General features: G+C 62.9%; 24 protein-coding genes. 19 read left to right on the top strand and 5 right to left on the bottom strand.

Annotated features, from left to right (window positions below; translation table 11 throughout):
- The first annotated feature begins 4 nt into the window (after positions 1-4).
- From AC58NV_RS03475 to rarD, 11 genes are all read left to right on the top strand, one after another.
- A complete protein-coding gene (locus tag AC58NV_RS03475) occupies positions 5-1249 on the top strand; it encodes a sarcosine oxidase subunit beta family protein (RefSeq protein ID WP_174144566.1) in 1245 nt (414 codons plus the stop codon).
- A gap of 33 nt (positions 1250-1282) precedes the next feature.
- The gene (locus tag AC58NV_RS03470; protein ID WP_039169867.1) at positions 1283-1624 is read left to right on the top strand and encodes a sarcosine oxidase subunit delta; all 342 of its coding nucleotides are present in this window, start codon (positions 1283-1285) and stop codon (positions 1622-1624) included.
- 49 nt (positions 1625-1673) lie between these two features.
- Positions 1674-4706, top strand: coding sequence for a sarcosine oxidase subunit alpha family protein (locus AC58NV_RS03465; RefSeq protein WP_497225896.1), 3033 nt, complete (start codon positions 1674-1676; stop codon positions 4704-4706).
- A complete protein-coding gene (locus tag AC58NV_RS03460; RefSeq protein WP_497225895.1) occupies positions 4699-5265 on the top strand; it encodes a sarcosine oxidase subunit gamma in 567 nt (188 codons plus the stop codon). The genes AC58NV_RS03465 and AC58NV_RS03460 overlap by 8 nt, the downstream gene beginning before the upstream one ends.
- A 314-nt stretch (positions 5266-5579) precedes the next feature.
- On the top strand, positions 5580-5888 hold the full coding sequence (locus AC58NV_RS03455; RefSeq protein WP_497225894.1) for a hypothetical protein: 309 nt from the start codon (positions 5580-5582) through the stop codon (positions 5886-5888).
- A 149-nt stretch (positions 5889-6037) separates the two neighbouring features.
- Complete coding sequence (locus AC58NV_RS03450) at positions 6038-6442, top strand: hypothetical protein (protein ID WP_497225893.1); 405 nt, start codon at positions 6038-6040, stop codon at positions 6440-6442.
- 40 nt (positions 6443-6482) lie between these two features.
- Entirely contained in the window at positions 6483-6971 is a 489-nt protein-coding gene (locus AC58NV_RS03445; RefSeq protein ID WP_497225892.1) for a hypothetical protein, read from the top strand.
- A gap of 164 nt (positions 6972-7135) precedes the next feature.
- Positions 7136-7735: a superoxide dismutase gene (locus AC58NV_RS03440; RefSeq protein WP_497225891.1), complete on the top strand. Its 600-nt coding sequence runs from the start codon at positions 7136-7138 to the stop codon at positions 7733-7735.
- 145 nt (positions 7736-7880) lie between these two features.
- Positions 7881-8081 carry a hypothetical protein gene (locus AC58NV_RS03435; protein ID WP_497225890.1) on the top strand — a complete coding sequence of 67 codons (201 nt, stop codon included), beginning with the start codon at positions 7881-7883 and terminating at the stop codon, positions 8079-8081.
- Positions 8081-8536, top strand: coding sequence for a host attachment family protein (locus tag AC58NV_RS03430; RefSeq protein WP_497225889.1), 456 nt, complete (start codon positions 8081-8083; stop codon positions 8534-8536). The genes AC58NV_RS03435 and AC58NV_RS03430 overlap by 1 nt, the downstream gene beginning before the upstream one ends.
- A 61-nt stretch (positions 8537-8597) precedes the next feature.
- Complete coding sequence (gene rarD, locus AC58NV_RS03425) at positions 8598-9509, top strand: EamA family transporter RarD (protein WP_497225888.1); 912 nt, start codon at positions 8598-8600, stop codon at positions 9507-9509.
- Here the strand turns inward: rarD and AC58NV_RS03420 are convergent.
- Positions 9446-9997: an LOG family protein gene (locus AC58NV_RS03420; RefSeq protein WP_497225887.1), complete on the bottom strand. Its 552-nt coding sequence runs from the start codon at positions 9995-9997 to the stop codon at positions 9446-9448. The genes rarD and AC58NV_RS03420 overlap by 64 nt on opposite strands.
- A gap of 184 nt (positions 9998-10181) precedes the next feature.
- On the opposite strand from AC58NV_RS03420, the gene AC58NV_RS03415 reads away from it, so the two are divergent.
- The 3 genes from AC58NV_RS03415 (at position 10182) to AC58NV_RS03405 (ending at position 14167) form a co-directional block, all read left to right on the top strand.
- Positions 10182-11777: a LysM peptidoglycan-binding domain-containing protein gene (locus AC58NV_RS03415; protein WP_497225886.1), complete on the top strand. Its 1596-nt coding sequence runs from the start codon at positions 10182-10184 to the stop codon at positions 11775-11777.
- 97 nt (positions 11778-11874) lie between these two features.
- Positions 11875-13704 carry an ABCB family ABC transporter ATP-binding protein/permease gene (locus tag AC58NV_RS03410; RefSeq protein ID WP_497225885.1) on the top strand — a complete coding sequence of 610 codons (1830 nt, stop codon included), beginning with the start codon at positions 11875-11877 and terminating at the stop codon, positions 13702-13704.
- 136 nt (positions 13705-13840) lie between these two features.
- Positions 13841-14167: a hypothetical protein gene (locus AC58NV_RS03405; protein WP_497225884.1), complete on the top strand. Its 327-nt coding sequence runs from the start codon at positions 13841-13843 to the stop codon at positions 14165-14167.
- A 76-nt stretch (positions 14168-14243) separates the two neighbouring features.
- On the opposite strand, the gene AC58NV_RS03400 is transcribed toward AC58NV_RS03405, so the two are convergent.
- Together AC58NV_RS03400 and AC58NV_RS03395 are read right to left on the bottom strand one after the other, a co-directional pair.
- Positions 14244-18080 carry an efflux RND transporter permease subunit gene (locus tag AC58NV_RS03400; protein ID WP_497225883.1) on the bottom strand — a complete coding sequence of 1279 codons (3837 nt, stop codon included), beginning with the start codon at positions 18078-18080 and terminating at the stop codon, positions 14244-14246.
- Positions 18077-19189 carry an efflux RND transporter periplasmic adaptor subunit gene (locus tag AC58NV_RS03395; RefSeq protein WP_497225882.1) on the bottom strand — a complete coding sequence of 371 codons (1113 nt, stop codon included), beginning with the start codon at positions 19187-19189 and terminating at the stop codon, positions 18077-18079. Before AC58NV_RS03395 ends, AC58NV_RS03400 begins: the two co-directional genes overlap by 4 nt.
- 289 nt (positions 19190-19478) lie before the next feature.
- Between AC58NV_RS03395 and AC58NV_RS03390 the strand changes: the two genes are divergently transcribed.
- The 5 genes from AC58NV_RS03390 (at position 19479) to AC58NV_RS03370 (ending at position 24863) form a co-directional block, all read left to right on the top strand.
- Positions 19479-20150: a hypothetical protein gene (locus AC58NV_RS03390; RefSeq protein WP_497225881.1), complete on the top strand. Its 672-nt coding sequence runs from the start codon at positions 19479-19481 to the stop codon at positions 20148-20150.
- A 53-nt stretch (positions 20151-20203) separates the two neighbouring features.
- Positions 20204-21526 (top strand): PQQ-like beta-propeller repeat protein, encoded by a 1323-nt coding sequence (locus tag AC58NV_RS03385; protein WP_497225880.1) that lies wholly within the window; start codon positions 20204-20206, stop codon positions 21524-21526.
- A 72-nt stretch (positions 21527-21598) separates the two neighbouring features.
- Positions 21599-23062 (top strand): ribosome biogenesis GTPase Der, encoded by a 1464-nt coding sequence (gene der, locus AC58NV_RS03380; RefSeq protein ID WP_497225879.1) that lies wholly within the window; start codon positions 21599-21601, stop codon positions 23060-23062.
- A gap of 319 nt (positions 23063-23381) precedes the next feature.
- A complete protein-coding gene (locus AC58NV_RS03375) occupies positions 23382-24335 on the top strand; it encodes a fatty acid desaturase (RefSeq protein ID WP_497225878.1) in 954 nt (317 codons plus the stop codon).
- 60 nt (positions 24336-24395) lie between these two features.
- Positions 24396-24863 (top strand): helix-hairpin-helix domain-containing protein, encoded by a 468-nt coding sequence (locus tag AC58NV_RS03370; protein ID WP_497225877.1) that lies wholly within the window; start codon positions 24396-24398, stop codon positions 24861-24863.
- Between the two features lie 72 nt (positions 24864-24935).
- Here the strand turns inward: AC58NV_RS03370 and serS are convergent, their stop codons facing one another.
- Both serS and AC58NV_RS03360 read right to left on the bottom strand, forming a co-directional pair.
- The gene (gene serS, locus AC58NV_RS03365; RefSeq protein ID WP_497225876.1) at positions 24936-26228 is read right to left on the bottom strand and encodes a serine--tRNA ligase; all 1293 of its coding nucleotides are present in this window, start codon (positions 26226-26228) and stop codon (positions 24936-24938) included.
- Positions 26229-26373: 145 nt separating this feature from the next.
- A complete protein-coding gene (locus AC58NV_RS03360; RefSeq protein WP_366661686.1) occupies positions 26374-26790 on the bottom strand; it encodes an SET domain-containing protein in 417 nt (138 codons plus the stop codon).
- Positions 26791-26993 lie beyond the last annotated feature (203 nt).

Raw genomic sequence — 26993 nt, 5'->3', positions numbered from 1 at the left:
GCTCATGAAACGCTATTCAGTCTTTGCTGTCGCACGGGAAGCCCTGCGCTATCACACCGGATGGGAGCGCGCCTGGCGCTCGCCGGAACCCAAACGCCACTACGATGTCGTCATCGTGGGTGCGGGCGGGCATGGCCTTGCCACTGCCTACTACCTGGGTAAGAACTTCGGCATTACCAATGTCGCAATTATCGAGAAAGGCTGGCTTGGCGGCGGCAACACCGGCCGGAACACCACCATCATCCGCTCGAACTACCTGCAGGATCCCTCGGCTGCGATCTATGAAAAGGCGCGCAGCCTGTATGAGACCATGTCGCAGGACCTGAACTACAACGTGATGTTCAGCCCGCGCGGCGTGATCATGCTGGCCCAGACCGAGCATGAGATCCGCGGCTACAAGCGCACCGCGCATGCCAACCAGCAGCAGGGTGTGCAGACCGAGTGGATCACCCCGGAGCGGGTCAAGGAGATCGTGCCGATCATCAACCTGCACGGTCCCCGCTACCCCGTGCTGGGCGGCCTGTGGCAGGAACGCGGCGGCACCGCCCGTCACGACGCCGTAGCTTGGGGCTATGCCCGTGCGTGCTCCGACATGGGCATGGACATCATCCAGAAATGCGAAGTCACCGGTGTGCGCACCGAGAACGGCCGCACCGTGGGTGTCGACACCACCAAAGGCCCGATCGACTGCGACAAGATCGGCATGATCGTTGCGGGCAACGCATCCGTTCTGTCGGAAATGGCGGGCTTCCGTCTGCCGATGGAATCGGTTGCCCTGCAGGCGATGGTGTCCGAGCCGATCAAACCCTGCATGGATGTGGTTGTGATGGCCAACACCGTGCACGGCTACATGTCCCAGTCCGACAAGGGCGAGATGGTCATTGGTGGCGGCACCGACGGGTTCAACAACTATACCCAGCGCGGCAGCTTCCACCATATCGAGGAAACCGTGCGCGCCCTGGTTGAAACCTTCCCGATGGTCAGCCGTCTGAAGATGCTGCGCCAGTGGGGCGGTATCGTGGATGTGACCGGCGACCGTTCGCCGATCATCTCCAAGACCCCGGTTCAGAACTGCTTCATCAACTGCGGCTGGGGCACCGGCGGCTTTAAATCCATCCCGGGTTCGGGCTGGGCGATGGCAGAGCTGATGGCCACCGGCCACTCGCCGCTGACCGAGGAGTTCTCGATCAACCGCTTCAAAGAAGGCAAGTTCATCGACGAGAGCGTCGCCGCCGGTGTGGCGCACTAACGCCGCAAAATTCAATACTGTGGAGCAAGCACCATGCTGATCCTTGAATGCCCCTATTGCGGCGTCAAAGCCGAAGAAACCGAACTGGCCGCGGGCGGCGAAGCGCATCTGAAGCGCTTTGGCCCCGGCTCCTCGGATGATGAGTTCCATGACTACCTGTTCATGCGCGAAAACCCCAAAGGCGTTCACTTTGAACGCTGGCGCCATGCCAACGGCTGCGGCAAGTGGTTCCACGCCGCCCGCTGCACGATGACGCTGGAGGTGTTCGGTACCTACACCGCACAGACCTCTGTGCCGACGCAGGAGATCCTGGACAAGATCGCTGCCAAACGCCCGGGCTGGACCTGGCGCGAATTTGCGGACGGGAAGAAATGAACCTCCGCCTGACTGAAACACCCGCTTTTCTCTTGAAAGGTCTGCGCCCATGAGCACGCGTCTTGCCAAACACGGCCGGCTGATCGACCGCTCCAAACAGATCGCCTTCACCTTCAACGGCAAATCCATGCAGGGTTTTGCCGGCGATACCCTGGCGTCCGCTCTGCTGGCCAACGGCCAGGTGATGATGGGCCGCTCGTTCAAATACCACCGCCCGCGCGGCGTTGTCGCATCCGGTTCGGAAGAGCCCAATGCGCTGATGCAGCTGGGTGTGGGCGACCGTTACGAGCCGAACCAGCGCGCCACCACCACTGAGCTGTTCTCGGGCCTGACCGCACAGTCGCAGAACCACTGGCCGAGCCTGGAGTTCGACGTTCTGGCGGTGAACAACAAGCTGTCGCGCTTTCTGACTGCCGGCTTCTACTACAAGATGTTCATCCACCCGCGCCCGCTGTGGAAGCACGTCTATGAGCCGATCATCCGGAAGTCCGCCGGTCTGGGCGCTGCCCCTGACAAGGAGCTGAAGGACGCTGACACCTACGAGCACTTCTACTTCTTTGCAGATGTGCTGGTCATCGGCGGCGGCGTTGCCGGCCTGCAGGCAGCCAAGGCGGCTGCGGCCTCCGGCGCCAAGGTCCTGGTGATGGAGCAGAACAGCCACTGGGGCGGCCGCGCGCCGGTCGACGGCGGCACCATCGACGGCGAGGCGCCCGAGGTCTGGATCGAGAAGACCCTGGCCGAGCTGAAGGCGATGGACAATGTTACCCTGCGCGACCGCTGCATGGGTTCCGGGGTCTATGACCACGGCTATGCCCTGGGCTATGAGCGCCTGACCGACCACGCACCGGGCCAGGGTGGCCCGCGCCACCGTCTGTGGCGGATCCGCGCGAGCCAGATCGTCACCGCAACCGGTGCGATCGAACGACCGCTCTCCTTTGCTGGCAACGATGTTCCCGGCGTGATGCTGGCGGCCTCGATGCGCGACTATGTGGTGAACTGGGGCATCAACCCCGGCCAGAAGGTCGTGATTGCCACCAACAACGACGACGCCTACCGCACCGCGCTGGTGCTGCATGACGCAGGCGTCGAAGTGGTCCGCGTGGTCGACACCCGCGAAACCGGCGGCGGCGCGCTGATGGAAGCGGTTCGCGAAAAGGGTATCCGGGTTGAGCTGGGCCGTGCCATCGCCAAGGTGAAGGACGGCAAATGCGTGACCGAGGTCTCCATCTGCGCCCAGAACGGCGAAGGCGGTGCGCGCGAGACCGTGCAGGCTGACGCGGTTGCCATGTCCGGCGGCTGGTCGCCGGTGGTCCACCTGTGGTCCCATTGCGGCGGCAAGCTGATCTGGGACGAGGTGAACGCCAACTTCCGCCCCGATGCCTCCCGTCCGCCGCTGGGCGACAATGGCGAAGGCTTTGTGGTTCCGACCGGTGCCGCAAACGGCGAGTTCGGCTTGGGTGCGCTGCTGGAAGACGCAGCCGCGGCTGGCGCCAAGGCGGCCGAAGCAGCTGGCTTCCCGGCGAAGTCCGTGGCGGCTGCCAAGGGTGAATCCGAGGATGAAGCCCGTATGGAAGCGGTTTGGCTGATGCCCGCCAAGGCAGACATCAAGCTGCGCATGAAGTCCTGGCTGGACTATCAGAACGACGTGAAAGTGTCGGACGTGCAGCTGGCTGCACGCGAAGGCTACGAGAGCGTCGAGCACACCAAGCGTTACACCACGCTGGGTATGGCCACCGACCAGGGCAAACTCTCGAACATCAACGGCCTGGCCATTCTGGCCGACAGCCTGAACTCGGAAATCCCGCAGGTTGGCACCACCACCTTCCGTCCGCCGTACCACCCGATCTCGCTGGGCGCGATCGCCGGTGAGGCACGGGCCGAGATCTTCCAGCCTGTGCGCAAGACGCCGATCTACGACTGGTTCGACAAGAACGGTGCGGATTGGGAACCGGTTGGCCAGTGGCGCCGTCCGTTTTCCATCAACAAGCCGGGCGAGGACCGTCATGCCGCGGTGAACCGCGAGGTGAAAAACACCCGCGAGAACCTCGGCCTGCTGGATGCCTCGACCCTCGGCAAGCTGGTGGTCAAAGGTCCTGACGCAGGCAAGTTCCTGGACATGCTGTACACCAACATGATGTCCACGCTGAAGCCGGGCAAATGCCGCTATGGCCTGATGTGCACCGAGAACGGCTTCCTGATGGACGACGGCGTGGTTGCCCGCATCGACGAGGACACCTTCCTGTGCCACACCACCACCGGCGGTGCCGAGCGCATCCACGGCTGGATGGAAGAGTGGCTGCAGACCGAATGGTGGGACATGAAGGTCTACGTCGCCAACGTGACTGAGCAGTATGCCCAGATCGCAGTGGTCGGCCCGAACGCCCGCAAGGTGCTGGAGAAGCTGAACGCGGCAGCAGGCGGCGGCATGGATGTCAGCAAAGAGGCGCTGCCCTTCATGGAATGGCGTGACGGCAAGATCGGCGAGTTTGACGCCCGGGCTTACCGGATCTCGTTCTCGGGCGAGCTGTCCTACGAGATCGCGGTTGCGGCCTCCGAGGGCCAGGCGTTCTGGGATGCGCTGATGGAAGCGGGCAAGGAATTCGGCGTCATGCCTTACGGCACCGAGACCCTGCACATCCTGCGGGCCGAGAAGGGCTTCATCATGATCGGCGACGAGACCGATGGCACCGTGATCCCGCAGGATCTGGGGCTGCACTGGGCGCTGTCGAAGAAGAAGGAAGACTATCTGGGCAAGCGCGCGCAGCAGCGTTCGCACATGGTCGATCCTGAGCGCTGGCAGCTGGTTGGCCTGGAAACCGTCGACGGTTCGGTTCTGCCGGACGGCGCCTATGCGGTGGGTGAAGGCGTCAACGCCAACGGCCAGCGCAACATGATCGGCCGGGTGACCTCGACCTATCACTCCGCGACCCTAGGCCGCGGCATCGCAATGGGCCTGGTCAAGCACGGTCCCAAGCGGATGGGCGAAGTGATCGAGTTCCCGGGCACTGACGGCAAGACCTACAAAGCCAAGATCGTTGATCCGGTCTTCTACGATAAGGATGGAGAGAAGCAGAATGTCTAAGGCTGTTTCCGTACTGAACGGCGCCCGTTTCTCGGGTCTGGCCACCGTCGAGGATGCCGGTCTGCAGGGCATGATCACCCTGCGCGGCGATCAGGGCTCCAAAGCGCTGAAGGCGGCTGTCAAAGCCGCCACCGGCGCCGAGGTTCCGGCCCAGGGCACCATCACCGTTGCCGAAAACGGCGCCGCTGCCTGGATGTCCCCGGACGAACTGCTGCTGCTGGTCCCCTATGAGGATGCGGTTGCCAAAACCGCTGAAGTGGCGGAAGCGCTGAAGGGCGAGCACGCGCTCGCGGCGAACGTCTCCGACGCCCGCGCATTCTTCCGCCTGACAGGCGAAGGCGCGCGCGAAGTGCTGGGCAAGGTAAGCCCGGTGGATTTCGACGCCGCGGCCTTCAAGCCCGGTCAGTTCCGCCGCTCGCGCCTGGCACAGGTGGCCGGCGCCTTCTGGTTGAACGAGGACGGCAGCTTTTACATCATCTGCTTCCGCTCGGTGGGTGAATATGTGTTCAAACTGCTGAGCACGGCGGCGCATCCGCAAAGTAAAGTGGGTGTTTACTAAAATTTTCACTCGCTTTCTGCTTGTGACGCCTTTGCGCGTCATTTACGGTGCCCTGGAGATCTTCCGGGGCACTGTTTTTTGTGGTGCCGGTTCCAGGCAGATCCCTTTTGCAATAACTGCAAGCGGTTTAATTTGAGCTGGTTCCTTGGGGGGAGGTGGCTTCGTGACGATGTTACAGGGAGCTGCCCATGGGTCTGCGGCTATGCGGGGTCTTTGCACTGATTTTAACGCTCGGCGGGGCGGGCGCGGTGGCGGGCCCCAGCTTTAATTGCAGCCTGAAGCCAATTTCCGGAACGGCCTGGATCCCCAGCCTGGTGAGTTTGAAATTCACTGATGATTTCAGCCATGCCGAGGTCAGCGAAGCCGCCTTTGGCGTCCCGGTCAAGGCCAGGGTGGCACAGCACAGCGGCACCTCCTACGCGCTGAGCTGGACCATGCCGGGCCTCGCCGTGTCCGGTGATCCCGGACGGCCCTGGCCGCGGTTCCGGGCCATTCTGAACACCTCCAATCTAAAGATGAGCATCCAGGCGGTCTGGAAAGACCTGGACGGAAAGCTGCCGCGCGGCAGCGGCCGTTGCCAACTGGATCAAGGCCTGTCGCTGCTGGCGCAGAACGGCGGCTGAACTGAAAGCTTTCCGGCCTCTGGACTTGCCGGGATTGTGCCGCACCGGGACCTCGTCTACATCAAATGTGTCCTGATGACGCCGGAAAACGCTTGCGTTTCCCCGCATCGGTTGCAATCAACTCCGGGATGAATTCGGAGAAGTAACTGATGAAACGTATTGCACTTTCTGCGATTGCAGCCGCCGTTAGCATTTCAAGCCAGATGGCTTCTGCCGAAACAGTCTATGATTGTGAGATTAAGGTGTTCACTAACAACGGCTGGATTGCGCCGCGGGTCCTCGTCATGTGGGACAACGAAGAAAAAAGCGCGCGCGTGTATGATCGGTATATTCACAGGCAGGTGGGCGAGCCGCTTCAAGTCAAGGTCGAGCAGCGAAACGAGGTGTCATACGATCTGGATTGGCGGGTGAAGGATATTCCGGTGAGCAACGCCCGGATGACAATGGATGGACTGTATGCTGCGGTTCTCAATGTTCAGAAGAACACGTTGTCAGTTCGGAACGTGAGAACAGGCGCCCGCGGGCGGGGCAAATGCAAGATGAAACAGGGGTGACTGAAGCCTTTTGAAGACCCGAAGTTTGAGTAGGAAAAAAATGAATAAGATACTTTGCGCCGTTGCCGGTGCCGTAGCTGTTCTGTGGGCAGGTGTTCCCGGGACCGTGGGTGCGTCGGGCGTGGATGCCGTGTTTCGCTGTGAGGTTGAGCGGTTCGGCGGAGGGAAACCAGTTTCTGAAGGCGGCGGCGGATGGCTTTCCCCTCAGACATTTTTTGAGTTTTCCGACAACTGGCAGAAGGTTCAGGTGATTGATACACGCGTAACTACGTCCCGCGAAGGGACGGTCTATGCCAAAGTGAAACAGGCGAAGGATGGGAGCTTTAAGTTCAAATGGAGGGTTAGTCGGCCAACATCTTTGGATATCTGGACGCCAGTGGGTTATCGGGCCGAACTCGACCCTCAATCCAAAACTGGGTTTTTGCGGGCAAAAGTTTCGCTTGGGTACCATTCAAGGATCCGAGGAGAACTGACCTGTGACCAGATCAAAAGAAGCGACATACCTGAACCGGATCAGTTGCAGTTCTGAGTTTGAGTGCAGCGGTTAATCTGGCTTGAACCTGCAATGGCTATGCCTGTGCAGAAAAATGCACATAGACCTTGCGCTGTTTGCGTGCCTAAGCTCTTGACCTGCTAGCGCCCGCACCGCATGTATCTGCGCAGGAACGCAAACTTATTTCACAGGGGGCCCAAATGGCTTTTGAACTTCCCGATCTTCCTTATGCACACGACGCCCTGGCCGCCAAAGGCATGTCGGCGGAAACCCTGGAATACCACCATGACCTGCACCACAAGGCCTATGTCGACAACGGCAACAAGCTGGTCGCCGGCACCGAGTGGGACGGCAAGTCGCTGGAAGAGATCATCAAGGGCACCTATGACGCGAACGCGGTTGCCCAGAACGGTATCTTCAACAACATCTCCCAGCTGTGGAACCACAACCAGTTCTGGGAAATGATGGGCCCGGGCGAAAGCAAGATGCCGGGTGAGCTGGAGAAAGCCCTGGTTGAGTCCTTTGGCTCGGTCGACGAGTTCAAATCGCAGTTCTCTGCCGCAGGCGCGGGCCAGTTCGGCTCAGGCTGGGCATGGCTCGTCAAGAACGCTGACGGCTCGCTGGCAGTGACCAAGACCGAAAACGGCGTCAACCCGGTGTGCTTCGGCCAGACCGCTCTGCTGGGCTGCGACGTTTGGGAGCACTCCTACTACATCGACTTCCGCAACAAGCGCCCGGCCTACCTGTCGAACTTCCTCGACAACCTGGTGAACTGGGAAAACGTCGCCTCGCGGATGTAAGGCACGTGCCGCATACTGGCTTTTCAGGCCCGCCGGAGGTTTCCGGCGGGCTTTTTCGTGCTGAGTTTCCGCCACCTTTCGGTGGTTCCTCCGGAACGCGGGCCGGGTTTCGAACGTTGGTTCGATGTACGAAAGGAGGACCACCATGGCCGAACGCAAGAGGTCCAAGGACGGACACCGTGAAACCAAGGACATCCTGGGCGAGGAGGGCAGCGTTTCCCACGGCGGACGTACCGGCGGCCGGCTGGCCCGGGAAATCGGCAGCAAGGACGAGGAAAAACGTTCCAGGGAACGCCCGGCGGGGGCGACCAGGGTACGCAAGTCCGACGAACAGGAGGAAAAATGATGACGCGGCTCTCACACGGCACTTTCGTTCTGGTCGCAGACAGCGAAAAGGCGCTGTTCCTGGAAAACACCGTGGACGGAGACGACCCGTATCTGCAGGTGCGCCGCAAGGATGAGCAGTACAACCCGTCCGACCGTGAGCAGTCGGCCAACCGTCCGGGACGGTTCAACGACGGACCAAGTGTGCACCGGTCAGCGGTTGCCGACACTGACTGGCACGAACTGGCCAAGGAGCGGTTCGCCAAGGACCTGTCGGATAAACTGTACGAAATGGCCCACCGCGGCGAGTTCGAGAAGCTGGTTCTGGTCGCCGCCCCTGAGGTTCTAGGGGAACTGCGCAAGAATCTGCACAAGGAAGTCAGCGATTGCGTGATCGGAGAAATCAGCAAGAACCTGACTGGCCATGAGATCAGCAAGATCGAGGAAATGGTCAAAGACGCGCTGCGTCACAGCTGACCGGACTTGACCCGCGCGCCTGCCCGGTGTCTGTGAGACAAAAGCCGGGCAGGAGCTGTTTATGGGCGAGGCACAAAAAGGCGTTCTTGCACTCTGTGCCTCCTGCACCGTCTGGGGGCTGTCGGGCATTTACTACAAGGCATTGTCGCATGTGCCGCCGGAGCAGGTTCTGTCGCACCGGGCGCTTTGGTCGTTTGTTTTTTTCGCCATTGTTCTGCTGTGTCAGGGCCGCATCAGCGCGCTTGGCGCAGCGCTCTCTACCCGCCGCAGTGCGCTGCTGCTGGCGTTCGCGTCAGCGATGATTTCCCTCAATTGGTTCATCTTCATTTCAGCCGTGCAGCTGGGCTATGCCACCGAGGCGAGCCTCGGGTACTACATTTTCCCGCTGCTGAGCGTGCTTCTGGGGCGGCTGGCTTTTGGCGAGCGGCTGACACGGGCGCAGGGGGCCGCGGTTCTTCTGGCAGGTCTGGCGGTGGCGGTCCTGTCTTTCGGGCTCGGTGCCGCGCCTTGGATCCCCTTGGCGCTCAGCTTCAGCTTTGCCCTGTATGGTGTTGTTAAGAAACAGTTGCCCCTGGGGCCGGTGGTGTCGGTGACGGCGGAGGTTGCGCTGCTTCTGCCGGTTGCGCTGGCCATCATTTGGATAACCGGCGGGGCCGGTTTCCTGGGCGGTATCGGGGATGCGGCAATGCTGATGTTTGCCGGCATCCTGACCGGATTGCCGCTGATCCTGTTTGCCTATGCCGCCCGGAGGGTTCGCCTGGGGACCGTGGGGGTTCTGCAGTATTTGAACCCGACACTGCAGTTCCTGGTGGCGGTGCTGGTTTTTGCCGAGCCCTTTACTCCCTGGCACGGCACTGCCTTTGCGCTGATCTGGAGCGCGGTTGCGGTGTTCTCCTATTCAGCGCTGCGTCAGGAGCGGGCGTCGCGCAGGGCGGCGATGGCGGCCACCGGCGTGTCGGCCCAGATCAGGTAGTCCGACGTTTCCCGGCCGGCAAAGCCCTGGCTGACCACATGGCCCAGCAGGTCGCGCAGCTTGTCCCAGTAGCCTTCGGTGTTCAGGATCACGATCGGCTTGGAATGCAGTCCCAGTTGGCGCCAGGTGAGGGCCTCGAACAATTCGTCCAGTGAGCCGGCGCCGCCCGGCAGCACGATTACTGCATCGGCATTCCACAGCATCACCTTCTTGCGCTCATGCATGGTCTCGGTGACCACATAGGTGGTGAGGTCGGATTTCCCCACTTCACGCCGCTCCAAGTGGCTGGGGATCACCCCGAAGGTCTCCCCGCCGGCCTGCTGCGCCGCGCGGGCGACCTCGCCCATCAGCCCGACATCGCCGGCGCCATAGACCAGCCGCATCCCGTTTTCGGCCAGCGCAGCGCCGAGTTTGCGGGCGGCTTCGGCATAGGCAGGCAATGCGCCGGCGCGGGATCCGCAGTAGACACAGACGGATTTGATGCTCATCGGCCAGCCTTTCCGTGGAATATCAAGGTGAAAACCAATTGGTGTTTTGACCCGTGATAGCGGGGTTGTTAGGTTCCCTCAACTAAGCGGAAGGTCACATTCCGCAAATGCCGAAGGGAAAGAAATGGCGGATGCATCTGGAAGCGGGGGTCTTGGGGCCCTCACACTTGGCGGTATTGCCGGCGTGGCTGTAGTCGTGGGCGGCGTGGTGCTGTACCAGTTCGGGGTGTTTGGCAAGGTTGCGCCTGACGGCACGGTAGTGAGCGAAGAGACCGCCGGGCAGGCGGCGAACGGCAACGGCGCGTTTTCCGGAAACGGCGGGGAATCCGGCCAGCCGCTGCAAAACCGTGCCGTTCAGGAAGCCGCAAGCAATCAGGTTGAAGCGGTTGAAAACGGCCAGCAGCAGCAGACCGGCGCAGCGGAGGAAGGCGCCGGCGCGGACATCGCGGCTGAAGATCGCGCTGAGCCTGCGCCTGGCGAACCCGACGCGGAAATTGCCGTTGAGGATAATGCTGCGGCAGAGACCGGTACGGAAGAAGCCGGAGCGGAAGCAGCGGATCAAGGTACCGAACTGGCGGCCTTGACCGAGCCAGCGGACGCCGCAGCGGATCCCCAGCCGGACCCGGACACCGAAGCTGCAAAAGAGGATATCTTTGTGCTGCAGGTGCCGGAGCTGGATCTGGTGCGGGTGGACAGCGACGGTGCTGCGGTGATTGCCGGCCGGGCGCAGGAGGGCGTGCAGGTTTCTGTGCTGCTGGATGGCGAGGTGCTGGAACAGCTGGAGGTGCCGGCGGGCGGCGAGTTTGTTTCGCTGACCACGATTGCCCCCAGTGCGGATGCGCGGGTGGTGTCGCTGCTGGCCGAACATGACGGCAAACAGACCGCGTCCGGCGCATCCTTCATCCTGGCACCGGTCAGCCCGGTTGCTGCTGCAGGGGGCGATGAGGAACCAGCGGAAGAACAGGTGGCAACGCTGGCTGAAGAAACGCCGGCTGCGGAACAGCAGGAAACTGCCCAGGCGGGCGAAACGGTTTCTGTGCCTGAGCCCGATGCGGTTGAACCGCCGGAGGAAACCGCCGAAGCAGCCAAGGGCGTGCAAGACGCTGAAGGCACCGCAGCACCCGCCGAAGACGTCCAGGAGGCTGTTGAGTCTGCTTCAGCCGGATCTTCGCAGGAAGACCCGGAGCTTGCGGCAGAACCTGATGCGCAGCAGCCCCAAGGCCAAGCCGTGGCGGTACTGCGCGCCGATCAGGACGGGGTAGAGGTGGTTCAGCCTGCCGTCCCCGCCGATCCTGAACTGAATAAGGAAGTGGCGCTTGACGCGATCAGCTACAACGGCACTGGCGGGGTGGAACTGACGGGCCGGGCGCGGCCGCAGTCGCGGGTGCGGGTCTATGTGGACAACCAGGTGGTGGCAGAGCTGGATGCAGCCCAGGACGGCCGCTGGACCGGAGAACTGGCTGATGTGGCCCCCGGCGTCTACACTCTGCGCCTGGATGAGATCGAAACAGCCACCGGCAAAGTGGTGAGCCGCCTGGAAACCCCGTTCAAACGCGAAGCGCCGGAGGTGCTTCCGAAACCTGAACGTGATGCGGTCCCGGATCAGCCCGCGCCGCTGGTCCGGGCAGTGACGGTGCAGAAGGGCGATACGCTCTGGGCCATCTCGCAGGAAAAATACGGCAGCGGCTTCCTGTATGTGCGGGTGTTCGAGGCCAACCGGGGCGCGATCCGCGATCCGGACCTGATTTATCCTGGGCAGGTCTTTACGATCCCCGAATAATCCACGGAAAACGCGCCCTTGCGGCGCGTTTTTTTCTGCCGCCCCTCGCAAAACCGTGAACAGGTGAATATCTGGAGGTGTCTAGCCAGGAACAGCCATGACCCAGACTGATCAGGCCGCCGCGCCAAGCCAAGCCGACATCGCCCAGGACGAACGCCGCTCCGGCCTGCGTACTTTGCGCAAGGTGGGGCCCTACCTGTGGCCCGAGGGCAACCGCGCGGTGAAAGTCCGGGTGGTGCTGGCGCTGGCGGTGCTGGTTCTGGCCAAGCTGATCGCGGTCTATACGCCGATGCTCTACAAGGGCGCGGTGGACAGCCTGGCGGGCGAAGGCGTGCCGCCGCTGGCGCTTGGTGCCGTGGGCCTGACGGTTGCCTATGGCATGGCACGGATCCTGACCACCGGTTTCCAGCAGCTGCGCGATGCGGTCTTTGCCCCTGTGGGGCAGCGCGCCCTGCGGCGGCTGGCGCTCGAAACTTTCACCCATATCCACCGCCTGTCGATGCGCTATCACATCACCCGCAAGACCGGCGGCCTCAGCCGGATCATCGAGCGCGGGGTGAAAGGTGTCGAATTCCTGCTGCGTTTCATGCTGTTCTCCATCGGGCCGCTGATCCTGGAGCTGACGCTGGTGGCGGTGATCCTGACGGTGCTGTTCGACGCCTGGTATCTGGTGGTCGTGGCAGTGACCATCGGGTTTTATGTCTGGTTCACCTTCGCGGTCACCGAATGGCGGGTGAAGCTGCGCCGGGAGATGAACAAACAGGACACCGATGCAAACCAGAAGGCCATCGACAGCCTGCTGAACTTTGAGACGGTGAAATACTTCGTCGCCGAAAAGCGCGAGGCGGCCCGCTATGACGGCGCGATGCGGGGCTATGCCCAGGCGGCGCTCAAGACTGCCTATTCGCTGGCGGCGCTGAATTTTGGCCAGAGCGTGATCATCACCGCGGGTCTGGTCGGGGTGATGGTGATGGCGGCCATCGGGGTGGAGCAGGGCAACCTGACTGTCGGCGATTTTGTCATGGTCAACGCCTACATGATTCAGATCACCGTGCCGCTGAACTTTCTCGGCACGGTCTACCGCGAGATCCGCCAAAGCCTGGTGGATATGGGAGAGATGTTCGATCTGCTGGAACAGCCCGCCGATGTGAGCGACAGGCCGGGTGCAGGGGAGTTGCAGGTCAACGGCGGCCGCATCACGCTGGAGGATGTGCGGTTCTCCTATGATGCGGGACGTGAGATCCTGAAGGGCATCTCGCTGGAGGCGGAGCCGGGCCAGACCGTGGCCATCGTCGGCTCCACGGGGTCGGGCAAATCGACCATCGGGCGGTTGCTGTTCCGGTTCTACGACGTCACTGGGGGCGCGCTGAAGATCGACGGCCAGGATGTGCGCGAGGTAACCCAGCAAAGCCTGCATCAGGCCATCGGCGTGGTGCCGCAGGACACTGTGCTGTTTAACGACACGATCCGCTACAACATCGCCTATGGCCGCGACGGGGCCACGCAGGAAGATGTGGAGCAGGCGGCCCGCGATGCGCAGATCCACGATTTCATCATGGCGCTGCCGGAAGGCTATGACACCCAGGTGGGCGAGCGCGGCCTGAAGCTTTCGGGCGGCGAGAAGCAGCGGGTGGGGATTGCCCGGACGCTGTTGAAGAACCCGCCGGTTCTGCTCTTGGACGAGGCGACTTCGGCGCTGGACACCGATACCGAGCAGGAGATCAAGGAGGCGCTGGCGCGGGCCGGGCAGGGGCGCACGGTGATCACCATTGCGCACCGGCTGTCGACCATTGCCGAGGCCGACCGGATCGTGGTGCTGGAAAAGGGCGAGATTGCCGAGACCGGCACCCATGACGAATTGCTTGCCAAGGATGGCCGCTACGCCCGGCTGTGGCAGCGCCAGCAGGCGGATCAGGACGCAGCCTGACAGTCCGGCACAGCCTTGCGGCGGGGAAACCATCATTGGCTTTCCCCATTGACCGGGTGGCTGCTGTTTTTAAAGTGCCCCCATTCCGGGAAACAGCGGCATCTGTGCCGGCTGGCCCGCAGACAAGGACAAATGGATGAAGACCCTTCTGACTGCAGCCTCCGCAGCTGCCCTGCTTGCCTTTCAGGCGCCTGCCTATGCCGAAGACCTCGAGTTCCTGCTGGTAAACGACAGCAGCGCCGATCTGGTTGAATTCAACGTATCGCCCGCGTCCTCGGACAATTGGGAAGGCAATCTGATGGAGGGTGGCTACCTGGCGCCCGGCTATGAGATCGGCGTCCTGATTGCCGATGGTGCAACCACCTGCGTCTACGACGTCCGCGGCAGCTTTGCCGATGGGTCCGAGGCTGAGGATTATGGCCTCGATCTGTGTGATCTGGGCGAGTACGTCGTTACCGACTGAATTCGCCGCGCGCCGGGAAGCCCCCGGCCTGCTGTAATGAAAAGCCCCGCCGGAGCGGGGCTTTTTGTTTGCCTGGTTATTCCGCTGCGCGCAGGCGGCCGCGCGGGGCAGGCGGCTGCGGCTCGTCCTCTTCGGGTTCAGCTTCCCCTTCGCTTGTCTCAGAGGCAGCATCCTCAACCCACTGGATTTCCGTGCTGGGCAGCTGGCGCGCCTTTTTGAACAGCTTGGAGTCCTGCGCGATGCGGCTGGAGCGGCCGCGGGTGATCCGCGACAGCATCCGGCCGAGGGCGCGCATATAGGTGGAGAACCACACCCGGATCGACAGCAGCGAGGGCGTGACCACCAGGGTCAGCACGGTGGCAATGCCCAAGCCGAACACCACGGCGGTTGCCAGCTGTTTCCACCACAGTGCAGTGGGGCTGTCGATGGAGTAGCCGCCGTTGATGAAGTCCAGGCTGACGCCGAACATCATCGGGGTGAGGCCCGCCATCGTGGTGATGGTGGTCAGCAGCACCGGACGGATACGCGCCTCGGCGGTGCGAATGATCGCCTCGATCCGCGGCATCTGCTGGCTGAACTCCTGATAGGTGTCGATCAGCACGATGTTGTTGTTCACAACGATGCCTGCTAGCGCCACGATACCGGTGCCGGTCATGATGATCGAGAACGGCTGCTGCATCACCATCATACCGATCAGCACGCCGGTGGTGGACAGCACCACCGCCAGCAGCACCAGCACCGAGTTGTAGAAGCTGTTGAACTGGGCCAGCAGGATCACGAACATCAGCGCCAGCGCGCCGGCGAAGGCCTTGGACAGGAAGGCGCCGGATTCCTCCTGCTCCTCCTGGTCGCCAGTCCATTCCCAGCCGATGCTGCGCGGCAGCGGTTCGGTGTCCAGCCACTCAGTGATCACGGCAATCCGCTCGTTCGGGTTCACCGGGCTGATCTTGGCACCGTTGTCCAGCGCCGCCAGCACCGCATCAAAGCTCTCGGCGCCCGTCAGCTGCAGCAATTGCATGGTCTTGCCGTTGGGGGCAACCAGGGTGTCGCCGGCCGCAGCAGCGCCTTCCGGCAGCTCTTTCAGGACCGCCAGGCGGGTCATTTCACCGCTGTCCGCATCCTCGATCACCACCTTGTTCAGGCCCGGCTCCACATCCGCCTTGACGTCATAGAAGCGTTCCTGGCCGATGCGGTTGATCTGCGCCAGTTTCGGCACCGGCTGGCGGGTCACGAAGTTCGACAGCGGAACAAGCCCGTCCGCGGTGCGGACCTTGAGGTTGTCGAGTGTCGACAGCACCCGGTCCTGTTCCGGCAGACGGACGCGGATCTCGATCTCCTCGTCGGAGCTGTCGACCCGCATGGTGTCCAACAGGATGCCGCGGGTGACCAGCTGCACCATCGCGCCCACGGTCGCCACATCGGCGCCGTAGCGGCCGGCCTTTTCGACATCCACGTTGATCTGCCAGTCGATGCCGGGCAGGGGCAGGCTGTCCTCGATCAGGATCAGGCCGGGGGTGTTCTCGAAATGCTCCCGTGCAGTCAGGGTTGCCGTGGTCAGGTCTTCCCAGCCGTCGCCGCGCAGGCGCAGATGCACCGGCTTGCCGGAGGCGGGGCCCTGCGCCAGTGCGCGGACCTCGACCTCAAAGCCGGGCAGCTTGCCGAGAATTGCGTTCAGCTCATCGATCACGGTGTTGCCGTCGTATTCCTCGGCGATCACTTTCTTCTTAAAGCCCAGGTATTTGCTTAGCAGCCCGCCGAACCAGCCGTCCAGCGGCTCGCTCTCGGTGGGGCGCTCCTCCCAGGGGATGATCTCGAACTGGACCTGGCCGATGGTGTCCGGCGGCAGCTGCGCGCCGGAGCTGTCGGTGTTGAGGCCGCCGTCACCGGCAAAGGAGAACACGTTGATCACTGCGTGATGGTCGAGAATGACCTCCTCGGCAGCGCGGACCATCTCGTCCTTTTCGTGCAGGGAGATGTTGCCGCGGGCGCGGATGTAGGCAGTGGCCTGTTCCGGCTCGGAGTCGACGAAGAATTCAACACCGTAGTTGTTCTCGCTGAAGGTTGAGAACACGGTCATGATGGCAAAGCCCACGGCGGCGATGGTCACAATCGGCATCACCGGGTTGCCGGCGATGAACTTGATCACGTAGCCAAACGGGGTGTGGTGGTAGCCGGGGGCGACCTCCTTCTCCTCGCGCTCCACTTTGACCGAGCTGAGGGTGATCGAGGCGGCAAAGGATGCCAGCGTAAACACCAGCCCGCCGAACAGTACACCGGCCATCGGGCCCGTGCCCTCACCCAGCAGGTAGGAGGGGTTCAGAATCTGCATGGCGCCCGCAAACATGCCCCACATGGAGACCGGCACCAGCAGCGCGCGCAGCCACCAGGGCGCAATCATGCGCAGTGCGCGCGAGGTGCCCTCGAAGGTGCGGCTGATGCGGCCGGTGACGCCGCCCATGACGGGCAGGTAGATCAGCGCTACCACCAGCGAGGCAGACAGCACGAAGATGAGGGTCACGGGCAGCATGCCCATGAACTCACCCGGCACACCGGGCCAGAACAGCATCGGCAGGAAGGCGCAGAGCGTGGTCGCGGTGGAAGAGACGATCGGCCAGAACATCCGCTGCGCCGCCTCGACATAGGCGTGCATCGGGCCGGTGCCTTCCTTGATCCGCTTGTCGGCGTATTCCACCACCACGATGGCACCGTCCACCAGCATCCCGACCGCAAGGATCAGGCCGAACATCACGATGTTGGAGATCGAGATGCCCATCAGCGCCAGCAGGGCGAAGCACAGAAGGAAAGAGGTCGGGATCGCAAAACCCACCAGCAGCGCGGCGCGGCTGCCAAGCGCAGACAGCACCACGATCATCACCAGCGCGATGGCGGTCAGCACCGAGCCTTCCAGCTGGCTGACCATGGAGCCGACCACGCGGCTCTGGTCGTTGGAGGTCCCGACCTCAACTGCGGTCTGCAGTTCCGGCGGCCATTTGGACTTGGAGACCTCGATGGTTTCCTTCACCAGATTGACGGTGTCGATCAGGTTGTAGCCCTTGCGCTTCACCACCTGCAGGGCAACCGTGTCCTCACCGTTGAAACGGGCGGTGCCTTCGCGGTCTTCGAAGGTGAAGTTGATCTGTGCCAGCTCGCCCAGCTTAACCACCCGGTCGCCGTTGGTCTTGACCGGCAGCTGGTAGATGTCCTTCACATCATCAAAGGAGGAGGGGATCTTGACCGAAAATGCGCCCTGGCTGGTTTCTACCTCACCGGCCGCAATCAGCTGGTTGTTGTTTTGCACGACATTGATCAGCTCGAGCGCGGTAACGTTATAGGCCTCCAGCCGCAGCGGGTCGATCAGCACCTCGACCATCTCGTCCCTGTTGCCGGCGATCCCGGCCTCCAGCACCGCATCCAGCGCCTCAAGATCGTCCTGCAAGTCCTTGGCGATGCGCGCCATCGTCCGTTCCGGCACGGCGCCGGTCAGGTTCACGATGACGATCGGGAATTCGGAGAAGTTGATCTCGGTGATCGAGTATTTCTCGGCGCCTTCCGGGAATTCCGCCTCCGCCTTGTCCATGGCGTCGCGCACGTCGGCCATGATGGCGGTCTTGTCCCAGCCGAATTCGAACTCCAGCGCCACCCCGGCATAGCCCTCGGCGGCGGTGGAGGTCATCTTGTCGAGCCCGTCGAGGTCGGCAAGCTCGGTCTCCATCACCTTGACCATCAGGGATTCGGCGTCCTCGGCGGAAATGCCGGGGAAGGGGACCGAGATGAACAGGGCCGGGATTTCGATGTCAGGCTCGCCTTCCTTGGGCAGCATCGAATAGGCGAAGCCGCCGACAAGCAGAGAGATTGCTATGAACGCAAGGACCATCCGGGCGCGGCCGGCGGCCCAATCGACGATGCCAATCACTGTTCAGTCTCCCGGTAGGTGGCCGCCACGGCGACGCCTTCGGTTACGAAATCCTGTCCCACCACGATCACATCCGCGTTTTCAGGAAGACCGCCCAGCCAGACGCCATCCACATCATCCCGCAGAAGCTGCACGGGGTAGAATACCACGGTGCTGTCGGATCCGACAACGCGCACGCCCAACTGGCCCTCGTTGTTCAGCGTCAGCGCCGATTGCGGCAGCTTGTGCGCCAGCGCGCCGGCCGAGGAAATCGCGATGTCGGCGGTCTGGCCGTCGCGTATGCTCAGGTCCGGATTGGGAACCGTGATCTCGACCTCGAAGGTGCGGGTGGTGGGATCGGCAGACCGGCTGAGGAAGGTGACCTCACCCTGGACCTGCTGGCCGGTGGACAATTCTGCGCCTGCAGTTGCGCCCAGTTTGACCTTGTTAACCTCTGCCTCCGGCACATAGCCGACCAGCTTGATGGTATCGAGCTGGATAACCGTGCCGCACAGGCTGCCGGGCTGCAGCAGGCTGCCCAGTTCAGCGGTGTCGCTTTCCAGAAGGCCGTCAAACGGCGCGGTGATGGTCAGATGGCCGATCTCCCGCTCCGCCGCGGCCACTGCGGCCTGTGCGGAACGCTCTTCTGCTTCGGCCGACGCCAGCCGGGTTTCGGAGGCGTAGCCGCCCTCCGACAGCTTGGCTGCGGCGGTCAGATTGATCTTGGCTTCCTTCAGTTGCGCTTGCGCCTGAAGCAGCGATGCGGGGCGGGTGCCGGGGTCCAGTTCGCACAGCAGGTCGCCCCTCTGGACGTGCGCGCCCTTGCGCAGCGGCTCTGAAATCACGGTTGAGGTGGTTTCGGCCCGCACCTCCACCTGGCGGATGGCCTGGGTCTGGCCGCGCAGGATCACCGCGTTGCCGATGGTGCGCGCCTTGCTTTGAATGGCCACGACGCCGACGCGCGATTCTCCGGCCTCGGCCAGTTGCTGGCCTTCTGCGGCGGGTTCGGCCTCGGCGGCCTCCTGCGCATCCTCTCCTCGGGCAAAGGCCATCAGATCTTCACGCTCGAAGACCAGCGCATAAAGGCTGGCTGTCACCACAACTGCGGTCAGTATCGGTACAATGCGCATGTCGGGCCTTTCCTGTTTTTTATCTCTTCCACGGGCACATGACCCTTGTCCGTCCGACGGCCGGGCCTGTTCACAGCGGGAGTCGCGCGTATGTGATAGGCCTGATATAGGAGATGTCCATTCTAAACTAAGTGGTTTAGTTCACATTTCTTGCTTTTCAGGCCTAATTGACGGGGTTTCTGGTGCAAACGGGCCACTTGGCTTGGCCTTTGAGCCGGGGTAAGAGGGGCGCGACGCATTCAATACCGGTGCGGGCGGTAGCCCGGGCCGCGCATATCAGGGGCTTTTCATGAGCGATACCGACAGCTTTATCGACGAAGTGACCGAAGAGGTCCGCCGTGACCGGCTTTTCCTGATGCTGAAACGTTATGGCTGGATCGGCGGCGCTGTTGTAGTGCTGATCGTCGGCGGCGCGGCGTTCCGGGAATACAACAAGGCCAAGGATCAGGCCGCGGCGGAAACGCTCGGGGATGATATCACCGCGGCGCTGGAAATCGAAGGCAGCGAACAACAGGCAGCAGCGCTTGCAGCCGTCCCGGCAAAGAGCGCCGGCGGCGCGGCCATCCTGAACATGCTCGAAGCAGGTGCGCTGGCAGAGGCCGGCAAGACCGCTGAAGCGGTTGCCCAGCTGGAGGCGGTTGCAGTTGATGGCGAGCTGCCGCTGATCTACCGGCACATCGCAAGTTTCAAGGCGCTGGCGCTGCAGGCAGAGAGCCTGAGCGTTGCAGACCGCCGCGTGCAGTATGAGGCGCTGGCCCAGCCCGGCGCGCCGCTGGCGCTGCTGGCTGCCGAACAGCTGGCACTGCTGGATGTGGAAGAAGGCAACGCCGAGGCGGCCATTGCCCGGCTGCGGGACATCGTTGCGGATGCAACGGTCACTGCAGACTTGAAAGACCGCGCGTCTCAGGTGATTGTGGCGCTTGGCGGCTCCGTTAACGGGGACGCTGCGCCTGAGGGGTAAGGCGCTCCGCGGACTGGAATTTGCGGAACAAGAACGGCAGACAGGGCAGGGCAATGACAATAAGCAAATCTTTCTCCCGGGCACGGGTTCTTCTTTGCACAACTGCGGCTGCGGCCCTTCTGGCGGCCTGCGCAGAGGAAGAGGTCATCCTGCGCGGCGAGCGCGAGGACATCCGGCCGGACGCCGCTGTGGAGATTGTCAATCAGTCCCGCGTGATTTCCCTGCCGCAGCAGGTTGCCAACGCCAGCTGGGAGCAGGGCCATGGGGCCGAGGCCGTGCGCACCGCGCATCCGGCACTGGCGGCCGCCCCGCAGCGCATCTGGTCCGCTTCGATCGGTGCCGGCGACAGCCGCCGCCAGCGCATTACCGCAACCCCTGTCGTGGGCGGCGGGCGAATCTACACCCTGGACAGCGCTGCACGGGTCTCCGCGGTTTCACCGCAGGGCCAGATCCTGTGGCAAAGCGAACTGACCCCGGCCGCTGATGATGAAGGCCAGGCCACCGGCGGCGGATTGGCCTTTGCCGACGGGGTTCTTTATATCTCCTCCGGTTTCGGTGTTCTGACGGCGCTGAATGCTGCGGATGGCAATCCGATCTGGCGGCAGGAGCTGGATGCCACAGGTTCCGGCCAGCCGCGGGTCAGCGGCGGGCTGGTTTACCTGGTCGCTGGTGACGACACCGGCTGGGCAGTGAATACCAAGGATGGCCGCATCGCCTGGCAGATCGACGCCGCCCCCTCTCCGGCCAATGTCCTGGGCGCACCGGCACCGGTGGTGACAAGCGACCTTGCGGTCTTTGCCTTTGGTTCCGGCGATCTGATTGCCACCTTCCGCCGCGGCGGCCTGCGCCGCTGGAGCGCCTCTGTCGCGGGCAAGCGCACCGGGCAGACCCTGTCGCGGATCAGCGACGTCACGGGTGCGCCGGTGGTGTCCGGGAACCGTCTTTTTGCCGGCAACAACTCCGGCCGCACGGTTGCCATCGACCTTGAAACCGGAGACCGTCTGTGGACCGCGCGTGAAGGCGCATCCGGAACCGCCTGGCCCGCTGGCGGCAGCCTGTTCCAGGTCAGCGACCTCAATCAGCTGCTGCGGCTGGATGCAGGCAGCGGTGAGGTGATCTGGGCCGTGGACCTGCCCGGTTATCTGAAAGACAAGCCGCGCAAGCGCGGCCGGATCCATGTGCACCACGGCCCTGTTGTGGCCGGAGGGCAGGTGGTCGTTGCCTCCAATGACGGGCTGCTGCGCTTCTTCAACCCTGTCGACGGCAGCCTGGCCCGCACCCTGGAGGTGCCCGGCGGTGCCACCACGGCGCCGGTGGTCGCCGGGCGCACGCTGTATTTGGTTTCAACCAACGGTGAATTGCAGGCATACCGCTGATCAGTGTTTCCGGGTGGCACATGCCGCGCGGATGCGCTATGAGCCGCCTCTGAATCGCAGAAAGCTGGTCTGATGTCCTTTACCCTCGCCATCGTGGGCCGTCCCAATGTGGGCAAGTCCACCCTGTTCAACCGCCTTGTGGGCAAGAAGCTGGCCCTGGTCGACGACCAGCCGGGCGTGACGCGCGACCTGCGCGAAGGCGCGGCGCGGCTGGGCGACCTGCGCTTTACGGTGATTGACACCGCGGGTCTGGAAGATGCCACCGACAACTCGCTGGAGGGCCGCATGCGCCGCTTGACCGAGCGGGCGGTGGATATGGCCGACATCTGTCTGTTCATGATCGACGCCCGCACCGGCGTGACGCCGACGGACGAAATTTTTGCCGACATCCTGCGCCGCAAGTCCGCGCATGTGATCCTGGCCGCCAACAAGGCGGAGGGCAACGCCGCCGAGGCCGGTGTGCTGGAAGCCTACGGTCTCGGCCTGGGCGAGCCGCTGCGGCTGTCGGGCGAGCACGGCGAGGGGATGCCCGACCTCTATGGCATCCTGCAGCCGCTGGCCGAGAAATTCGAAGCCGCTGCCGAAGACCATGCGCCAGTCACCGATGTCGAGCTCTATGAAGAGATCGGCGAGGACGAGGAAGAGATCATTCCGGTCCCGACCGATGCCAAGCCCCTTCAGGTCGCCGTGGTTGGCCGCCCGAACGCGGGCAAATCCACCCTGATCAACAAGATCCTGGGCGAGGAGCGGCTGCTGACCGGGCCCGAAGCCGGGATCACACGCGATGCAATCTCGCTCAAGATCAACTGGAAAGACACGCCGATGCGCGTGTTCGACACCGCCGGCATGCGCAAGAAGGCCAAGGTGCAGGAAAAGCTGGAGAAGCTTTCCGTCTCCGACGGTCTGCGCGCGGTGAAGTTTGCCGAGGTTGTGGTGGTTCTCTTGGACGCCAGCATCCCGTTCGAGCAGCAGGATCTGCGGATTGCCGATCTGGCCGAGCGCGAGGGGCGCGCGGTTGTGGTGGCGGTCAACAAATGGGACGCCGAAGAGCACAAGCAGGAAAAGCTGCGCGACCTGAAGGAAGCCTTCGGCCGCCTGCTGCCGCAGCTGCGCGGCGCGCCGCTGGTCACTGTGTCCGCCAAGACCGGCAAGGGTCTGGACCGGCTGCATGAGGCGATCATGCGCGCCTATGGCACCTGGAACCGCCGGGTGCCGACCGCGGCGCTGAACCGCTGGCTGGTTGGCATGCTGGAACAGCACCCGCCGCCAGCCCCCCAGGGCAAGCGCATCAAGCTGCGCTACATGACCCAGGCCAAGAGCCGCCCGCCGGGGTTCGTGGTGATGTGCTCGCATCCCGACAAGCTGCCGGAAAGCTATACCCGCTATCTGGTCAACGGGTTGCGCGAGGATTTCGATATGCCGGGCACCCCGATCCGGCTGTACATGCGCGGGCAGGGCGACAAAAACCCTTACAAGGGCAAGCGGGCCAAGAACGCAGGCGCGCTGGAAAAACACTTGAAAAAGCGCGGCAGCTGACCGGCAAGGGGCGGGCGCTCCCGCCCGGCCCGCGGCATTCAAAGAATACCTGGGCCCGTTGGGCCCGGCGCCGCCCTGACGGGCGGCGCTTTCCGTACTGGGCCCAGCCGGGCAGCCGAACCTTCGGCGGGCTTTTGCCGTGCGTTGCTGCCCCCAAAGGAGCTATTCCATCAAAAGTGGCAGGGTGATACCCCTAGGGTTGAGGTGTTCGGCCTCAGCCGGCTTGCCTTTGGCCGGGCCGGGATTATCTCATTTTTATCTTGGGCGGGCTGCGCCGTTTTTCGCATGCCTGTCACATCGCGTATTTATGGAAGAATTCATGGATCTGAGGGCACACACGCGCAAGTACACGGAAAAGGACAACCAGCTGGCATCGCTCAGCTATTTCGGGACATTTGCGGTCTATTTCCTGTCTCTCTACCTTGCAATCGCCCATGCTGACCGCTGGTATGTGATGCTGCCCGCGGGGGTGGTTTTTGCCTTTGCCGCGGTGAGGCTTTACGTGCTGCAGCACGACACCGGCCATCACTCTCTGTTCGAGACCCGCCTGCAGAACGAGATCGCGGGCCATGTGCTGTCGCCCTTCACCTTTGCCCCGTTTGAGGTGATGAAGCAGAACCACAACCTGCATCATTCCAACATCGGCAACCTGGAGCACCGCGAGACCGGCGAGATCCACACCATGACGCTGCGGGAATGGAAGGCTGCCGGGTTCTGGGAGCGGCTGGGCTACCGGCTCTACCGCAACCCGTTTGTGCTGGTGCCGCTAGGGTCAGCCTTCACCTATTTCATCCGCTACCGCTGGCCCAAGAACACGGTGCGGTTCGGTGTGTCCGGGGTGATCCTGCACAACTTGGTGATCGTCGCCATGCTGGGCCTGCTCTATTGGGCGGCGGGGATGACCGGCCTCTGGATCTGGCTGGTGTTTTCCTTCCTTGGCGGCATGATCGGGGTGTTCCTGGTCTACTTGCAGCATAACTTCGAGGACACCTACTGGGACCGCCGCCCGGGCCTGAACCCGCAAGTGGCGGCGCTGCAGGGATCGTCCTGCCTGGATTTCGGCTGGTTCTTCGACATGGTGGTGGCCAATATCACCCTGCATGACATCCACCACTACAACGCCCGTATTCCGTCCTACCGGCTGCGCCAGTGCCATTACAGCCTGCCGCCGGAGCTGGGACTGCGCCGGATCAAGTTCCCGGAAGCGGTCCGCGCACTGGCGCTAAAGCTTTGGGATGAAGAGAAGAAATGCCTGGTGCCCTTTCCTGGATGAGCATTTCCTGCGAAGGTTGCCGGGGAGTCAGGTGGATTAAAGGGGGAGGCTGACAGCGGCATGACGTCGATTTCTGAATTAAAAGGTGTGGGTCCGGCACTGGAACGGATCCTTCAGGAAAACGGGGTAAATTCCGTCGAGGCGCTGGCCGGGATGGAGGAGCAGCAGCTGCGCAGTATTCCCGGGATTGGCACCAGCCGGGCCGGCCTGCTGCAGGATGCCGCCCGGGCGCACAATGGGGCCGCAGAACAAGACGGGGAGGATCTGAGCGCGCGGCTGGCCGCCGCGGAAGCTGCGCTTCAGGCGGCGGAGGAGAAGGCCGCCAAGGCACAGGCCAAGGCAAAGAAGGCCAAACGCCAGGCCGCGCAACTGATGGAAGAATTTGCCGAGGCAAAGGTCAAGGCCAAGAAGAAGGCCAAGAAAGTGAAGGCCAAGGCCAAGAAAGCCATTGAGAAGGAAAAGGCCAAGGCCAAGGCCATTCTGGAAGGCAAAGGAACAGAGAAGAAAGTGAAGAAGTCGAAGAAATAGCTTCAACTCATTTCTGACAAAAGAAAACCGGCGCCAGTGGCGCCGGTTTGTGTTTCTGGGGGAGGCCTTGGATCAGACCAGTTCTCCCTCTGCCGTCAGGGCCAGCTTGCCGCCCAAATACGGTGCCAGAACCTCCGGCAGCTTGACCGAGCCATCCGCTTGCTGGCCGTTTTCCAGCACTGCGATCAGGCAGCGGCCGACCGCCAGGCCCGAACCGTTCAGCGTGTGCACGAACTGCGGCTTGCCGCCGTCGGCAGGCTTGAAGCGCGCGTTCATGCGGCGGGCCTGGAAATCACCGCAGACCGAGACCGAGGAGATCTCGCGGTAGGTGTTCTGGCCGGGCACCCAGACCTCGATGTCGTGGGTTTTGCGGGCGCCAAAGCCCATGTCGCCGGTGCAGAGCACAATGGTTCGATAGGGCAGGCCCAGGCGCTCCAGAATGTCCTCGGCGCAGCTGGTCATGCGCTCGTGCTCTTCCAGGCTGTTGTCCGGATGAGTGACCGAGACCATCTCGACCTTTTCGAACTGGTGCTGGCGCAGCATGCCGGCAGTGTCCTTGCCGGCCGAGCCTGCCTCGGAGCGGAAGCACTGGGTGTGGGCAACATAGCGGCGCGGCAGGTAGCTTTCCTCGACAACCATATTGTTGACGATGTTGGTCAGCGTGACCTCAGCGGTCGGCACAAGCCACCAGCCGTTGGTGGTCTTGTAGCTGTCCTCGCCGAACTTGGGCAGCTGGCCGGTGCCGTACATCATCTCTTCGCGCACCAGCACCGGGGTCCAGGTTTCCGTCAGGCCGTTCTCGTCCACATGGGTGTTGATCATGAACTGCGCCAAGGCACGGTGGATGCGGGCCACTGCGCCCGACAGCACCACAAAGCGGCTGCCCGAGAGCTTGGCCGCAACCTCGAAATCCATGCCCGGCTTCACACCTTCGATTTCGAAATGCTCCTTGGGCTCGAAATCGAGCGCCTTCGGCTCGCCCCAGCGGCGGATTTCGACGTTGTCGTCCTCGTCCTCGCCCAGCGGCACATCCTCGAACGCCAGGTTCGGGATGGTGGCCAGCATGTCGTTCAACTGCTGGTCCAGCGCCTTGGCCTCGGTATTCACGGCCGCCACTTCGGCCTTTTTCTCTGCCACCAGCGCGCGCAGGCGCTCGAACTCGGCCTCGTCGCCGCGGCCCTTGGCAGCGCCGACTTCCTTGGAGGCCTTGTTCTGCTCCGCCTGGGCGGTCTCGGCGGTCAGGATCTTGGCGCGGCGCGCCTCATCCAGCGCCAGGATCTCTGACGACACGCCCGCATCCCCGCGCCGCGCCACAGCGGCGTCGAATGCGGCAGGATTTTCGCGGATAGCGCGGATGTCATGCATGAGAGTCTCTCCTAGCGTTGGAAGATGGTTTGAATCAGTAGGCCCATCCTATGACGCAAGGGTGAACAAAGGGGAAGGGGGCGGGCGCCTCCCCGCCTCATGGCGGAAAGAAAAAGGCCGGGTGTTGCGCCCGGCCTGCTTTCGATCATTCCGCTGCCATTGGCAGCATGTGCACGTGATGCCGGGGCGGCTGCATCCGGATCTCGCCGGTCAGGAAATCGGCATAGTCGAAGGTCAGCTCCGTGCCGGCCGGGACATTGGCCAGAGCCCGGCCCCAGACCCCGTCCGAGAAATCGAGGTTCGGATACATCGAGTGGTTCAGGAAGCGGCCTTCGTCGCATTGCAGGATCAGGTAGCCGGGGCGGCAGGGATCCGGGAAACTGTAGCGTTCCAGAAACTCCTTCATGTGGGGTTCGACATTGTCCAGCTTGCTCTCCGGAAAAGAGGTGTCGAGCATTCTGTCATGCCGCCAGACGATGTCTCCCTTGGTGATGTTGTCATGGCAAAAAACGCCCAGCCCTTCGATGGCCGAGGGGGCGAGATAGCAGCGCACCATCATCATGCGCCTGTTCCTTCTTTCAGGAATGGCCGGGCCGCCATCCGGACCGGAAAGAGGGGGCAGAAGCCCCGCGCCTGGCGGCTTGCGCAAGGTAAAGCAAAGCGCCGAATCGCGCTGTTTTGCAATCTAATTCTGCACGGCGGCAGGGCGCGTCTGTGCTTTCTTCAGCCACCTGCCGCACGGCCAGCCGCCGCGGCCTGCAATCC

The sequence above is a fragment of the Leisingera sp. ANG49 genome, from assembly GCF_059694505.1.
This window is presented reverse-complemented; position numbering and strand designations above follow the sequence as displayed.

Excerpts from the sequence above, each read along its gene's own strand:
- AC58NV_RS03370 (WP_497225877.1), top strand. The coding sequence starts at position 24,396 with ATGACGTCGATTTCTGAATTAAAAGGTGTGGGTCCGGCACTGGAACGG.
- der (WP_497225879.1), top strand. The coding sequence starts at position 21,599 with ATGTCCTTTACCCTCGCCATCGTGGGCCGTCCCAATGTGGGCAAGTCC.
- serS (WP_497225876.1), bottom strand. The coding sequence starts at position 26,228 with ATGCATGACATCCGCGCTATCCGCGAAAATCCTGCCGCATTCGACGCC.
- AC58NV_RS03445 (WP_497225892.1), top strand. The coding sequence starts at position 6,483 with ATGAATAAGATACTTTGCGCCGTTGCCGGTGCCGTAGCTGTTCTGTGG.
- AC58NV_RS03435 (WP_497225890.1), top strand. The coding sequence starts at position 7,881 with ATGGCCGAACGCAAGAGGTCCAAGGACGGACACCGTGAAACCAAGGAC.
- AC58NV_RS03360 (WP_366661686.1), bottom strand. The coding sequence starts at position 26,790 with ATGATGATGGTGCGCTGCTATCTCGCCCCCTCGGCCATCGAAGGGCTG.
- AC58NV_RS03385 (WP_497225880.1), top strand. The coding sequence starts at position 20,204 with ATGACAATAAGCAAATCTTTCTCCCGGGCACGGGTTCTTCTTTGCACA.
- AC58NV_RS03460 (WP_497225895.1), top strand. The coding sequence starts at position 4,699 with ATGTCTAAGGCTGTTTCCGTACTGAACGGCGCCCGTTTCTCGGGTCTG.
- AC58NV_RS03410 (WP_497225885.1), top strand. The coding sequence starts at position 11,875 with ATGACCCAGACTGATCAGGCCGCCGCGCCAAGCCAAGCCGACATCGCC.
- AC58NV_RS03375 (WP_497225878.1), top strand. The coding sequence starts at position 23,382 with ATGGATCTGAGGGCACACACGCGCAAGTACACGGAAAAGGACAACCAG.
- AC58NV_RS03420 (WP_497225887.1), bottom strand. The coding sequence starts at position 9,997 with ATGAGCATCAAATCCGTCTGTGTCTACTGCGGATCCCGCGCCGGCGCA.
- AC58NV_RS03475 (WP_174144566.1), top strand. The coding sequence starts at position 5 with ATGAAACGCTATTCAGTCTTTGCTGTCGCACGGGAAGCCCTGCGCTAT.
- AC58NV_RS03430 (WP_497225889.1), top strand. The coding sequence starts at position 8,081 with ATGACGCGGCTCTCACACGGCACTTTCGTTCTGGTCGCAGACAGCGAA.
- AC58NV_RS03465 (WP_497225896.1), top strand. The coding sequence starts at position 1,674 with ATGAGCACGCGTCTTGCCAAACACGGCCGGCTGATCGACCGCTCCAAA.
- AC58NV_RS03390 (WP_497225881.1), top strand. The coding sequence starts at position 19,479 with ATGAGCGATACCGACAGCTTTATCGACGAAGTGACCGAAGAGGTCCGC.
- AC58NV_RS03395 (WP_497225882.1), bottom strand. The coding sequence starts at position 19,189 with ATGCGCATTGTACCGATACTGACCGCAGTTGTGGTGACAGCCAGCCTT.
- AC58NV_RS03450 (WP_497225893.1), top strand. The coding sequence starts at position 6,038 with ATGAAACGTATTGCACTTTCTGCGATTGCAGCCGCCGTTAGCATTTCA.
- AC58NV_RS03405 (WP_497225884.1), top strand. The coding sequence starts at position 13,841 with ATGAAGACCCTTCTGACTGCAGCCTCCGCAGCTGCCCTGCTTGCCTTT.
- rarD (WP_497225888.1), top strand. The coding sequence starts at position 8,598 with ATGGGCGAGGCACAAAAAGGCGTTCTTGCACTCTGTGCCTCCTGCACC.
- AC58NV_RS03440 (WP_497225891.1), top strand. The coding sequence starts at position 7,136 with ATGGCTTTTGAACTTCCCGATCTTCCTTATGCACACGACGCCCTGGCC.
- AC58NV_RS03470 (WP_039169867.1), top strand. The coding sequence starts at position 1,283 with ATGCTGATCCTTGAATGCCCCTATTGCGGCGTCAAAGCCGAAGAAACC.